This window comes from Halobacillus sp. ABR2_026 (genome assembly GCF_056158545.1).
This window is the reverse complement of sequence record NZ_JBSWTM010000001.1, coordinates 2,302,924-2,315,068: the sequence shown is the minus strand read 5'-3', so window position 1 is coordinate 2,315,068 and position 12,145 is coordinate 2,302,924. Positions and strand designations below refer to the sequence as shown.

13 protein-coding genes are annotated in these 12,145 nt (G+C 45.4%); 8 read left to right on the top strand and 5 right to left on the bottom strand.

Translation table 11 applies throughout. From position 1 onward, the window contains the following. Positions 1-551: 551 nt before the first annotated feature. The 3 genes from ACXADE_RS12000 to ACXADE_RS11990 form a co-directional block, all read right to left on the bottom strand. Positions 552-1,226 (bottom strand): NAD(P)H-dependent oxidoreductase, encoded by a 675-nt coding sequence (locus ACXADE_RS12000; protein ID WP_474980700.1) that lies wholly within the window; start codon positions 1,224-1,226, stop codon positions 552-554. A 73-nt stretch (positions 1,227-1,299) separates the two neighbouring features. Next, positions 1,300-1,938, bottom strand: a complete 639-nt coding sequence (locus ACXADE_RS11995) for a YczE/YyaS/YitT family protein (protein ID WP_474980699.1) — start codon at positions 1,936-1,938, stop codon at positions 1,300-1,302. A gap of 147 nt (positions 1,939-2,085) precedes the next feature. Next, on the bottom strand, positions 2,086-3,642 hold the full coding sequence (locus ACXADE_RS11990; protein WP_474980698.1) for an ABC-F family ATP-binding cassette domain-containing protein: 1,557 nt from the start codon (positions 3,640-3,642) through the stop codon (positions 2,086-2,088). A 104-nt stretch (positions 3,643-3,746) separates the two neighbouring features. Here ACXADE_RS11990 and ACXADE_RS11985 point away from each other — a divergent pair, with 104 nt between their 5' ends. The 5 genes from ACXADE_RS11985 to ACXADE_RS11965 all read left to right on the top strand — a co-directional run bounded on the left by ACXADE_RS11985 (position 3,747) and on the right by ACXADE_RS11965 (position 8,140). Continuing rightward, positions 3,747-4,643, top strand: a complete 897-nt coding sequence (locus ACXADE_RS11985; RefSeq protein WP_474980697.1) for an NAD(P)/FAD-dependent oxidoreductase — start codon at positions 3,747-3,749, stop codon at positions 4,641-4,643. Between the two features lie 167 nt (positions 4,644-4,810). Continuing rightward, on the top strand, positions 4,811-6,325 hold the full coding sequence (locus ACXADE_RS11980) for a potassium/proton antiporter (RefSeq protein ID WP_474980696.1): 1,515 nt from the start codon (positions 4,811-4,813) through the stop codon (positions 6,323-6,325). A 186-nt stretch (positions 6,326-6,511) separates the two neighbouring features. Continuing rightward, positions 6,512-6,937: a DMT family transporter gene (locus ACXADE_RS11975; RefSeq protein ID WP_474980695.1), complete on the top strand. Its 426-nt coding sequence runs from the start codon at positions 6,512-6,514 to the stop codon at positions 6,935-6,937. Positions 6,938-6,953: 16 nt separating this feature from the next. Beyond that, positions 6,954-7,649: a Crp/Fnr family transcriptional regulator gene (locus ACXADE_RS11970; RefSeq protein WP_474980694.1), complete on the top strand. Its 696-nt coding sequence runs from the start codon at positions 6,954-6,956 to the stop codon at positions 7,647-7,649. An 11-nt stretch (positions 7,650-7,660) separates the two neighbouring features. After that, positions 7,661-8,140 carry a DMT family transporter gene (locus tag ACXADE_RS11965; RefSeq protein WP_474980693.1) on the top strand — a complete coding sequence of 160 codons (480 nt, stop codon included), beginning with the start codon at positions 7,661-7,663 and terminating at the stop codon, positions 8,138-8,140. Positions 8,141-8,286: 146 nt separating this feature from the next. On the opposite strand, the gene ACXADE_RS11960 is transcribed toward ACXADE_RS11965, so the two are convergent. Further along, positions 8,287-10,134, bottom strand: a complete 1,848-nt coding sequence (locus ACXADE_RS11960) for a terpene cyclase/mutase family protein (RefSeq protein ID WP_474980692.1) — start codon at positions 10,132-10,134, stop codon at positions 8,287-8,289. 134 nt (positions 10,135-10,268) lie between these two features. Continuing rightward, positions 10,269-10,769, bottom strand: a complete 501-nt coding sequence (locus tag ACXADE_RS11955) for a peroxiredoxin family protein (protein ID WP_474980691.1) — start codon at positions 10,767-10,769, stop codon at positions 10,269-10,271. A 195-nt stretch (positions 10,770-10,964) separates the two neighbouring features. On the opposite strand from ACXADE_RS11955, the gene ACXADE_RS11950 reads away from it, so the two are divergent. The 3 genes from ACXADE_RS11950 to ACXADE_RS11940 all read left to right on the top strand — a co-directional run bounded on the left by ACXADE_RS11950 (position 10,965) and on the right by ACXADE_RS11940 (position 12,025). Beyond that, on the top strand, positions 10,965-11,258 hold the full coding sequence (locus tag ACXADE_RS11950) for a hypothetical protein (RefSeq protein ID WP_474980690.1): 294 nt from the start codon (positions 10,965-10,967) through the stop codon (positions 11,256-11,258). A 21-nt stretch (positions 11,259-11,279) separates the two neighbouring features. After that, complete coding sequence (locus ACXADE_RS11945) at positions 11,280-11,726, top strand: GNAT family N-acetyltransferase (protein ID WP_474980689.1); 447 nt, start codon at positions 11,280-11,282, stop codon at positions 11,724-11,726. Between the two features lie 119 nt (positions 11,727-11,845). Then, positions 11,846-12,025: a hypothetical protein gene (locus ACXADE_RS11940; RefSeq protein WP_474980688.1), complete on the top strand. Its 180-nt coding sequence runs from the start codon at positions 11,846-11,848 to the stop codon at positions 12,023-12,025. Positions 12,026-12,145 lie beyond the last annotated feature (120 nt).

The following is a 12,145-nucleotide window of genomic DNA, read 5'->3' as shown; positions in this document are numbered from 1 at the left end:
CGAACCCTTTTACCAACATTGGATGGTCTTCACAATTCCGATTGTTGTAGGCATAAAACGCTATGTATCAAGTTTTCCGGGTTCAAGCACCTCGGATTGGGCGTATGATCCTTATTATCTCACCAACTAGAATAGCTGATGATTCATGAAGGGGTTTGAGACTTAAGGGGCGGAGGGGGATGGCGAGACTCCTATCTTAAGTGTGCAGGCGCCTCGTTCAGCGGCGTATGGACTGGACTGAGCTGGAGGAGATAAAGGAAACACGAAGAACGAAGGGATTCGATGTTGACTTATCGCACAGAAGCGAGGGAAGTCTCACTAGCCGCTAGGCGCAGAAACCGGATATCTATGAGGAAAAGAGTGCTGGGTGAGACCCCGCAAGGCGTAAGCCTGAGGAGGCTCACCGCGCTCCCGCGGAAAGCGAGTCATCCCCCGCAGCCCCTAACTCCCACACAAACATCTCAAAACTGAGTCTTCCACAAACGGGAGCTTTCGTTGAATAAGCCAAACATAAAAAAGGAACTTCCGTCATGGAAGTTCCTTCTTTTATGTTAAATCCATTTCACGACATCATCGAATGGACGCCGGGATTTTTCGGGTTGTTCATCTGCGCGATAACCGAAAGCACACATCACAGATATGCTGAAATGGTCATCTTCGAGAAGGCCTTCACTCCGGAGGAGATCATTCATTGTATCAATATCAAAACCTTCTATAGGACAGGAATCGATTCCGATTTCTGCTGCTGCCGTCATCATGTTGGCAAGTGCAATGTACGTTTGTTTACCAGCCCAGTCATAAAGAGGGCGGTCGCCATCCAGGAGTTCAAAGTCTTCTTTTTGGAATTCTTCGATACGCCCGAGAAATTTCTCCAGGAAGTCATCAGGAATCTGCTTAATATTCTTCAAATGATCCTGCAGGTATTCGGAATCGTACTGAGTATCTTTTCTGGTCCTTGCAAGAAAAATAACGAAATGGCTGGCATCCGGAAGTTTTCCATGGGCCCCCCACGCCGTGTCTTTAATTTTTTGTCTCCATTCAGGACTTTGAACAACTAGAAATCTCCATGGTTCAAATCCGAAAGAGCTCGGGGATAACCGGCCGACCTCCAGGATGAATTTGAAATCATCTTCTGGAATCGTCTGATTCGGGTCAAATTGCTTCGTTGCATGTCTAAATTGAGCGGCTTGTAAAATTTCCTGCTTTTTCGTCTGTTTGTCACTCATTATTGTTTCCCTCCTCCTTGCGATTACAGAAGTAATATACCACAGGATGGAAAGGTGATTCATGAATTATGCTTCAGGTAGCTTCCTGATAAGCGGCTTCCCCGCCGGGATGCAGACGATAATACAGCGGATAAGCTCTCGTATACATGAATTGGATGACCGGTCCTAGTAGGATCATCGGAGCAAGAGTACCAAGGCCGACCGGGCCGCCAATGGCAAAGGCAAGGCTTGTCATAATTACCGCAACCAAGGTTTGTCCTGCTTGAAGACTCAGGTTGAATCTTGCACTAACAGCCAGGAACAGCTGGTCGACAGGTGCTCTTGGGAATTGGGGCAGAATATAAATCGCCACACCCAAACCGATGAATCCGACACCGACAAGCAACGTCAACAATTGTAAAGCAAATGGTGCAGAAGACAGATCAACATTCGCGAAGACGAGCTCCAGCCAGAAGTCTAAAATTAAACTTTCCAAAAATACAGGAATGACAGCTCTCGACTCCGGTAGAGCATTCATCAACTTGGCATTGATAAAAATGATGATCAATTGAAAAGCTCCATACCAAAATCCGACCGTATAACCGAAATGTTCAGAGACGCCGATAAAAAATGAAGTCCAAAAGCCAGCCCCCAGTGTCGCGTTGATCAGAAGGGCGACCCCGAAGAAATTGATGAGCATTCCTACAAGATAAACCGTGGAGCGATAGAGCATGACAAAGACCTCCTTTCCAATAAAAAATGTGATCACGAAAGAGAGCATTTCTCTAAATCGTGACCACATTTTATTAGCGATTATTTTATAGGTCAATGAAAAAATTTTGGAAAGCAGATGCCTTGGCTCAACGGCGGTTTTCACCGTTTAAAAAACTTTTGTCGTCCAATCCTCACAATTCCATACATCAGTAACGACACCCTCATAGAAATCAGGTTCGTGGGAAATGAGAAGAACGCTTCCTTTGTATTCCTGTAAGGCACGCTTCAATTCAGCTTTTGCATCAACATCGAGGTGGTTGGTCGGCTCATCGAGAACGAGCAGATTCGTCTCTTTATTGATCAGTTTACAAAGGCGGACCTTAGCTTTTTCGCCTCCGCTTAATACTTGCACTTTGCTTTCAATATGCTTACGGGTGAGCCCGCATCTCGCGAGAGCGGCTCTAACTTCGTATTGAGTGAAGTGACGGAACTCTTCCCATACTTCTTCGATACACGTATTATTACTGATTTCCTTCAGTTCTTGTTCGAAGTATCCAATATGGAGATGTTCCCCGAGTTGCACAGAACCTGAAACCGGGTGGATTTCTCCGAGGATGCTCTTCAGCAAGGTTGTCTTTCCAATCCCGTTGGCACCGGAGAGCGCGATTTTCTGACCACGCTCCATCGAGAGGTTGAGCGGGCGGGATAGGGGTTCATCATACCCGATGACGAGATCTTTAGTCTCGAACAAATACTTCCCTGGTGTGCGGGCCTGTTTAAAGTTGAACTGAGGCTTTGGTTTTTCTGCATCCAATTCAATGACATCCATCTTATCCAACTTCTTTTGACGGCTCATTGCCATTTTACTAGTAGCGGCATTCGCTTTGTTACGAGCAACAAAGTCCTTTAAATTCGCAATTTCTTTCTGCTGCTTTTTATAAGCGGCTTCGAGCTGCTGTTTCTTCATATCATAGACACGGAGGAATTCATCATAGTCACCAGGGTAGCGGGTCAGCTCCTGGTTTTCCATATGATAGATCAAATTGACTACACTATTCAGAAACGGGATATCATGGGAAATGAGAATGAAAGCATTCTCGTAATTCTGCAGGTATGTCCGCAACCACTCAATGTGTTCAACGTCGAGGTAGTTGGTCGGCTCATCGAGCAACAGGATGTCAGGTTTCTCAAGAAGCAGTTTGGCAAGAAGGACTTTCGTACGCTGTCCGCCACTGAGATCGTGAACATCACGCTCAAGACCGATCTCCTGAAGACCGAGCCCGTTGGCTACTTCTTCGACTTTAGCATCAATGGTGTAGAAATCATTGTTTGTCAGCATATCCTGAAGGACACCTGTTTCTTCCAGCAACTCCTGCAGCTCATCCGGTTCGACCTCTCCCATTTTTGCGAAAAGGTCGTTCATCTCCTGTTCCATATCAAATAGATACTGGAAAGCGGTGCGGAGCACATCCCGTATGGACATGCCCTGCTTCAAATCAGCATGCTGATCGAGGTATCCAATCCGGATTCTTTTAGACCATGTCACCTTCCCGGCATCGGGCTCCAGTTTTCCTGTCATAATATTCATGAACGTAGATTTGCCTTCCCCGTTCGCTCCGATCAAGCCGATGTGTTCGCCTCTTAACAAACGAAAAGACACGTCATCAAAGATCGCCCGATCCCCAAAGCCGTGACTCAGGTTTTTTACTGTCAATAAACTCATATTGTTAACACCTTTTCTATACGTTAGATTCGTCCTTCTATATTATAAAGGGGAATGAGTGGAAACGATAGGGGGAAAGTAAGAAGACCACAGAAAGGAGCAGGATGACATTGTCCTATGACAGCATAATCATCGGCGGGGGATTGGCGGGGCTCCAGGCGGCCATCATGCTCGGGAGGTATAAGCATAGCACGTTAGTCATTGATCATGGCAGAGGAAGATCGAGTCTTTGTAAACAGTACAACAATATTCTCGGGTTTCCGGGTGGAGTCAGTGGAAGTCAGCTTAGACAGGATGGGTGGAAGCAGGCCAAGTCCTTTGGTGTAGAATTTTTATGGGATGAAGTGGTCAATGTCCGGGAAGGGTTTACTGTAGAAACGGGGAGCGGTCGTGTATTTCCGGGACAAACGCTCTTAATGGCTTCAGGGGTAAAAGAAAAGTTGCCTCCTATTCCGGGGCTCTTGGACTGTTTAGGGGTATCGGCGTACGTCTGTCCGGACTGTGATGGTTATGAGATCATGGGTAAGAAAACAGCGGTCATTGGATCTGGAGAAGCAGGGGCACGGATGGCACTTACTTTGGGGCATTGGAATGAAGATCTCGAATTTTTCAATCATGGTAGCGAACCCCTTTCCCTTGAAGTTCAAGACAAGCTCCGTCAAAAAAAGATTCATGTGCAGCATGTTGAGATTACTCAATTGTTCCATAAGGATGGAAAGCTTGAAGCAATCGGGACGGCAGGCAGGGAAACTTGGAAAGTGGAAAAAGCTTTCCTTGGATTTGAGGGGAACAAGGTCCAATCCGCACTTGCCGTAAACCTTGGAGCTGAAACTAACAGTAAAGGACACCTTCTCATCCATCCTCGCACAAAAATGACCAGTTGTGATGGCTTATTTGCAGCCGGGGATGTCGTCGATCATTCGCAGTTCGTAGCGACAGCAATGGGAGACGGGGCTCAGGCAGCTGTGTGGATGCATAAATGGTTGAAAGAGAAAAGGTGATTTCTTTGATTTAAAGGCGCGGATATAGGATAATTATAGAATATTATTCATACTTCTCCATGTATTTCTACGCAAATGCTAACTGTGTTCCGCAGAGTCTCTACTTTTTCTTGACATAAACCCACACCAATTCTTATAAAAGGTGTATAAGGAGAATCTAAATCTACATGTTTTTCGATGCTTTTGGGACGGATTCATTTTTATTACTTACTGCACTATTATTATTCAGCGGAGTATTAGTCGCTAAGTTTTCCAGTCGATGGGGAATTCCAGCCTTGATCCTGTTTATCATGGTCGGTATGGCTTTCGGAAGTGAAGGACTGGGGATCGTTTATTTCAGTGATGCGGGAACCGCTCAGGTTATCGGAGTCTTTGCTCTCGTCATCATTTTGTTCGAAGGTGGCCTGCACACTAAATGGGGGACGGTACGATCGGTTGCCGTTCCTTCCTTGTCCCTCGCTACGGCCGGTGTATTGATCACCTCCCTTCTTGTAGGTCTTGCTGCTTATTTGTTGTTTGATTTGAGCTGGCTTGAGTCCTTTCTTTTCGGTGCGATCGTAGGTTCGACGGACGCAGCTGCTGTCTTCGCTGCATTGAAGGAACGTAATATCAAAGCGAAAATGGGCGCGACGCTTGAAGCGGAATCCGGGACCAACGATCCGATGGCCGTTTTCTTGACGTTATCGCTTATCGAATTGATCACTTCTGAACAAGCATCATTCTGGATGCTCATTCCAACATTCTTCCTGCAGATGGGAATCGGTCTCATCTTTGGTCTTGGATTAGGGAAGTTAGCATCTCTTTCCATTAACAGGATCAAACTGGATTCCAGTGCGCTTTATCCAATATTTTCAGTCGCCTTTGCTTTAGCCACTTACAGTATTACCGCATTCAGCGGGGGGAGTGGATTTCTAGGCGTTTATGTAGCGGCACTTGTCATCGGTAACAGTGAATTGACTTACCGCTACTCCATTTTCCAGTTCAATGAAGGCTTCGCCTGGATGGCACAGATCCTCATGTTCGTCATCCTCGGCCTCTACGTTTTTCCTAGTGAACTGTTCACATCTTCCATTATGCTCAACGGAATCCTGTTATCGATCGTTCTCATCCTGATTGCACGACCGATCGCAGTGTTTCTGTCGCTGATCAAAATGAACTATTCGACAAAGGAAAAGTTGTTCATTTCCTGGGCTGGTCTGCGAGGAGCCGTTCCGATCGTACTTGCTACTTTTCCGATTGTGGAAGGTCTGCAGAATAGCCAGAATTTATTCAACCTTGTCTTTTTCGTTGTCTTAACGTCAGCGCTTGTCCAAGGCTCTACCATATCGCTGGTAGCGAAAAAAATGAACCTCGTCGGTCCGAAGAAAGACATTCCACACCACAGCATTGAACTGATTTCGATGGGGAAAGCCAAAGCCGAAATGATCCAATATCAAACGAACGCTGAATCAGCGGTCGTCGGCAAGAAGCTTCACGAAGTAAGCTTCCCGAACCGCGCCAACATCAGCGCCATCATCCGCAACAATGAAGTCATCACACCATACGGGGAAACAGAAATCAAAGCCGGAGATTTCCTTTATATACTCGTTGAAGAAAAATACAAAGAACAACTTAAAAAAACACTCGAACAACGTGTTCAAAAAAGCGAACAGCTCATGAAAGAAAAAGACGCTTCCTCCTAAAGCGTCTTTTTCTTATGCCAAGCATGTGGTCATTACTAACGAAAACAGGACATACATACGGTTTGAAATGAGACTAAACCAAAAGACATTTTAAAATTTACCCATTATTTTATGCCTTTAGGACATATGTCCTTTCCGGAATGAACGCTATCCTTTTAAATAGAGTTCAGAATAGGAGGATGACAGATGAAAGGTGCTATATTTTCACTTCTTGGAGGCTTGTGCATCACGATGCAGGGCATCTTTAACGCAAGGATGAGTGATTCGATCGGCGGGTGGCACACCACTTCGATGGTACATCTCGTCGCATTTTCAATCGCCATTGTTATTTATTTTAATGTCAGAGATGGAAAAGGGAAAAGCTTTAAACAGGTCCCGTTCCTATATTTGATTGGAGGGACGTTCGGAGTTGTTGTCGTTTTCGCAGAATTGACGGCCATTAAGATGATTGGTCCTGCAAGCGCCATCGCGATTTTACTCGTATCCCAGATCGGAACTGCTTTCGCCATCGAATCGAAAGGCTGGTTCGGTGAGAACAAAGTTCCTGTCACGAAAAGACAAGGGGTGGGAATGGTCATGATGCTTGCAGGTGTCATCCTTTTCCAGTTGTAACAAAGGAGTTTATTCTATGAAAGAAAACAAACAAATTGATGCCTATTCGTTCATTAAGAAGTATGAGCTGGACATCATTTTTCCTTCAGCTTTTATCCCGAAATTCAAAGTGTATACGTTCGCGAAAGGTGACGTCCTTTTTGCTCCTGGCGAAACCTTGGATGAGATGTATCTGCTCGTGGAAGGGAAAATCAAAATATACACCCTGACCCCTGAAGGGAAATCACTTATCAACCGCTTCAAACGACCGCTCGGGGTCATCGGGGATGTGGAGTATGTCAAAGGAAGTTCTGTGATCAATTCGGTTGAAGCCGTTTCAGAAGGAGTGATGCTTGCTGCTCCATTTGATGCCTTGAAGTCATTGGAGGAGAGGCACCCGGCTTTTCTGCGTTTTTTATTGGAAACAGTGGCTCACAAATTTTATTCGGAGTCGCAGGCGACGAGCATGCATATGCTTTATCCTGTTGAAGTTCGGGTGGCAAGCTATTTTCTTTCGATCTCTTCTGATGGGGAAGGAACCCTCTTTCATCAGGAAATGCGGACCGAAAATTTGACGGAACTTGCTGAATGGGTCGGAACAAGTTACCGCCATTTAAACCGAGTGCTGAAGAAAATGGTTTCTGAGGAAATCATCGAACGAGCGAATGGCTCGATTAAAATCAAGGACTTGGAAAGACTCAGGCACCTTGCAAATGGAAACATTTATGAATAAGGAGGGAGTCCATGATCGGAATTGTATTCTCTATCGTGGCTGGTATATTGATCAGTCTGCAAAATGTATTCAATGCCCGTGTCAGTGAAAAGACGGGGGCGTGGGCGACGACTTCACTGGTGCTCGGTTTAGGCCTTGTCTGTTCGCTGCCGGTCTTTTATTCCATTGAACAAAGAAGCTTATTTGAATTCGGTGATGTTAACAAAATCTTTCTTTTCGGTGGTGTATTCGGTGTAGGGATCGTCTTCTTCCTCATGCGGGGAGTAACATTGATCGGACCCGCCTATGCTATATCGATTGCTCTTATATCTCAAATTGTCATCGCATTTCTCATTAACACCGGAGGATGGTTCGGCTTTGATGCTTCTCCTCTTTCCTGGACCAAGCTCGTGGGTATCGTCCTGCTGATTGGCGGGGTATTGGTGTACAAGTTGGACAATTCATCGAGCGATGAACGAGAAGAAGTGTATATGGAAGAGAAAAGAGCGTGACCTCCATCGGGCCACGCTCTTTTTCGGTTAACGTTTGTTGGTGATAATTACAAACTGGCTACGGTCTCAGCGTCCGACACCTGGAAAGCGACCCTTTACCTCGTAGTCCTAAGCCTGTAAAAACACCTCCATACCAATAATAAACCTCACTCATGCAATAGTTTCAAGTATTTCTTCAAAACACGAAGCGGCCAGATGTAATTGTAGCTGTGATAGTAAATGTAAAAATGACCGGGAAGTCCTGCTCCTGTAGGGTATGAATAGGTCCAGTCCCTGATTTGCAGTTTCCTGACGAGGCATTCCATTCCCCGGGAAATGGCAGGCGTAGGTTGCTCGTAAACCGCCATTAAAGCTTCCAATGCCCACGCGGTTTGCGAGAGTGTGCTCTCATTTAAAGGAGTGTATTGTTTTTGCTGATCGCTCTTGCAGGATTCGCCCCATCCACCATCCTGATTTTGTATCGTTTCAAGAAAGCGGACGCCTTTAACGATTGAGTGGTCATCTTTACTTACACCTACTGCCCGCATCCCTATGAGCGCAGCCCATGTGCCGTATATATAGGTGACTCCCCAGCGTCCATACCAAGATCCATCCTTCTGCTGATGTGTTCTTAACCAGTGGACCGCTTTTTGTATCTTTGGATCTGTCAGAGGAAAACGAGCATCCGTTCCAAGAAATTCAAGGGTCCGGCCTGTTAAATCTGCGGTGGAAGGGTCAGTGGCAGCTGCCTCTGCTCCATCAATCGGTACGAATTTCATGAGTGGGTTTGTTTTTCCTTTTTCAAAAGCAGGCCATCCGCCGTCTTCATTCTGCATGGAGAGGGTCCATTTCAAACCTTTTGTAAAATAGTTAGCAGTAGAAGCGTCGTTTTTAATCGCCCTTAGAGCGGCGGTCGTATCATCGACATCCGGGTGTATGGTATTACTCTTTGAAAACCCCCATCCACCGGGTTCCGTGTAGTCGGTCGTCACCATCCAATCTCCGAATTTTGTGTGTTGATGCTTCAATAAAAAGGTTCGGGACGCCTCCAGAGCTTGAAAGGAAGATGGGGACTGCTCCAGGGTATGGCAAAGAAGTGCGGTGTCCCATATATCCGGTGGGGAATTTTGGATGTGCGGGCTCTCGTTTATTCGACAGGTATGATGGATCAATCCTTGAATCGCTTGTTTGATTAAGGGGTCATTCTTTCGGTACCCGCTGCCAATTAATGCATAAATCATGTAGAAGGTTGAGGAGAAATAGCTGTACAATGTCCCATCATTCTCCCGACGCTGGATCATATAAGTTAACAATCTTTGTCTAGATAACAAATATAACTTGTGTGGTATCCCTGAGAGAGAAGTGACAGCATTCTCTATGTTTGACAAAAGAGAGCGGCTTTCTTCTGCCAAGGATTGGTCATTCTCTCTCCGAAGACAATCACTCATATCAGGAATCCGTTGGTCGCGCATAACAAATGCCTGGTCGGATAAAATGAGCACAGGTGCCATGTGTACACGGCCGTAACTGCTGAAATCGTAAAATGAGACAGGGGAGGAGGGCGGCAGGAGAATGAGGTGGACAGGCAGATGGAAAACATTCGGCCAAGAGTATTGGCCATAAATGGCAAGCGTTATTTTTGTCATGGAATGGGCGCGGTTCAACCCACCATGCCTTCGGATATATTCCTTCGCTTTGAGCACCGGCAGATCTGTCTCTGCATAAAATCCTGCAAAGAGAAGTGCGAAAGTCGCTTCAATGGTTGCCGACAGGTTACCGTTATCATCTTTGTAAAGTTTCCAATAGCCATCTTCGTGTTGAAGGGAGGCGATGCGTTTGCACAGCTGGTGTAGGAGATGCTTTTCTTTTGTAAACGATTGAAGCAACAGGATCATACTGGCATCTGTGCCCAAGCTGTTTTCAAAACAAAAAGAAAAGACTCCTTCGCTCGTCTGCCTGGAATGAACGGCTCGTTCTAGTTCTGTAATCGCCTTGAGAATCTGTTCTTCCATCATTACATCACCCTCTTTTTACCATTCTTCTCATAAGTATGAAAAGGTCCTGATGTTCAGAAGGCTACGACCGTACAATTTGCAGAAAAAGCCCTATAAATAGTGGGCGGGCTTCCGAATAGAAGCCCGCCTGAGATTTATTTCATATTCTTTCTGATATACTTGATGATTTTCCTGATTTCATCTGGATGAGGACGTCCGAATGGGCTCGTTTGTCTTTGTTGGTAAAGAACGCGTCCCTGCTCGTCTGTAAGGAAATAAGCAGGTTCGCCGTGGGTCCCGTGATCTTCGTAAGGGGCATGTTCATCGTGATAATGAATGTGGTAGTTGGATAGGAATTCAAGGTTTTTATCGATTAGGACAGGGAAGGTGAAGTCGTGTTCACGTACCATCTTTTCCAGGCTCTCTTTGTTTTCATGGGTGATAGCTGCAAATTTGATGTTGTGGTCTTTGAAATAAGGTAGTGAGTTTTGGAATTCGTCGAGCTCACTCATGCAGACCGGGCACCAGGAGCCGCGGAAATATACGAATAAGTACCAGTGATCATTGTTTTTTAAATCCTCGGAAAAATGGAACTCCTCCCCCTGGACGGATGTAAGGTTGAAGTCTGGTGCATGTTGATTCAATTTAAAGGTCAATGGAAGACACTCCTTTTTTTATTTATATATCCCCATACCCTGTTTCGACAAAATCTAAGTGTAATTTCTGCGGTGTGGAACATCCACGCTCTCATATAAGATGATTTCCTGTTTCTATATGAAGGAATTATGAATGATCTATTGAATTTCTTTCTATAGGTCAAAAATTGTTGAGAGTTTGGAAAGGGTTAGTTCATGAAAGTACTGGCAGAGCTATTGCGGATCGTTTTCATATTTCTATTCGGAGGTGTGGTGGTATGGGTGGTGCTCGGTCCTTTATACAGCATTCATCCACGGTCGGAACAATATCAGTGGATCGGTGGTCTTGGAGTATATGCTGTGCTGTTTGTCCTTTACCGGAACAGGTGGCAATTTTCTGGTTGGTATGATGGAAAAGGAAAGAAAAAACTGCCACCTGTCCTGACAATCATCATCCTGTGGACGTCGTTAGTCCTCATCGCATTTCCCATGTTTTTGATTTTTGCTTAAAAGAGAAAGGGGTAGTTGTCAATGGATGAAATTCTAGAATTGAAGACAGATGATGAGATAAAAGCAGCGTTTTCTGTAATGAGTGAACTAAGGGATCATTTGACAGTAGAAGAATACACAGAGCTGGTAAAAGAAGCGGTCCTTGTAGACCGTTATCACCTTTTTGCCTTGTATGCAGAAGGGGAAATAGCGGCGGTTACAGGTTTTAAAGAAATGACAACCCTCTATTATGGACGCTTCGTATGGGTGTGTGACTTGGTGACAGCAGGAAGTCATCGATCCAAAGGATACGGAGAAAAGCTTCTTTCTTTCGTAGAAAATTGGGCAAAAGAACTTGGGTATAGGAGTATTGCGCTTTCCTCAGGGATCAGCCGGATGAGAACCCATCGATTTTACGAAAGCAAAATGGATTATGAACGAGTGAGCTATGTTTACCGTAAAGGGGTCGCTGATCAGGACAGGAAGTGAATCGGGCACGTATCCTGTTTGAAACCGGTGGGGTATTTCCCTGGGGTCGTTTACACCGGATGAGGAAGGGTAATAGAACCCGTGGAAAGCACCAACAACCAAGGGACGGATGTACGAGTGTGACCCAAAATACATACTCACTTGAGGAAAAAGAAAGAATCGACCTCATAGGCTATCGTGTCCATTGTAAGGACGAAGATTATTTGTTGGGAATCTCTAGAGCGTCTGCCAGTCTTTACGATCATTTTCCTGAAAGTGATGTCCAAACCGGGTCATTTATTCCAGGGGAGTGCATGTAGGAACACGATGGATACTGGTAAGGTGGACTTATGCCATTGCAACCAATAAGGGTTTACGTCGAGGCATCAGGGCCGCTTATCTATCTTTACACCAATGGATGGAAGGTGAAGGGTATGAGC

Coding starts and splice junctions, on each gene's coding strand:
- ACXADE_RS12000 (WP_474980700.1), bottom strand. CDS start 1,226: ATGAGTGACAAACAGACGAAAAAGCAGGAAATTTTACAAGCCGCTCAA.
- ACXADE_RS11995 (WP_474980699.1), bottom strand. CDS start 1,938: ATGCTCTATCGCTCCACGGTTTATCTTGTAGGAATGCTCATCAATTTC.
- ACXADE_RS11990 (WP_474980698.1), bottom strand. CDS start 3,642: ATGAGTTTATTGACAGTAAAAAACCTGAGTCACGGCTTTGGGGATCGG.
- ACXADE_RS11985 (WP_474980697.1), top strand. CDS start 3,747: ATGACATTGTCCTATGACAGCATAATCATCGGCGGGGGATTGGCGGGG.
- ACXADE_RS11980 (WP_474980696.1), top strand. CDS start 4,811: ATGTTTTTCGATGCTTTTGGGACGGATTCATTTTTATTACTTACTGCA.
- ACXADE_RS11975 (WP_474980695.1), top strand. CDS start 6,512: ATGAAAGGTGCTATATTTTCACTTCTTGGAGGCTTGTGCATCACGATG.
- ACXADE_RS11970 (WP_474980694.1), top strand. CDS start 6,954: ATGAAAGAAAACAAACAAATTGATGCCTATTCGTTCATTAAGAAGTAT.
- ACXADE_RS11965 (WP_474980693.1), top strand. CDS start 7,661: ATGATCGGAATTGTATTCTCTATCGTGGCTGGTATATTGATCAGTCTG.
- ACXADE_RS11960 (WP_474980692.1), bottom strand. CDS start 10,134: ATGATGGAAGAACAGATTCTCAAGGCGATTACAGAACTAGAACGAGCC.
- ACXADE_RS11950 (WP_474980690.1), top strand. CDS start 10,965: ATGAAAGTACTGGCAGAGCTATTGCGGATCGTTTTCATATTTCTATTC.
- ACXADE_RS11945 (WP_474980689.1), top strand. CDS start 11,280: ATGGATGAAATTCTAGAATTGAAGACAGATGATGAGATAAAAGCAGCG.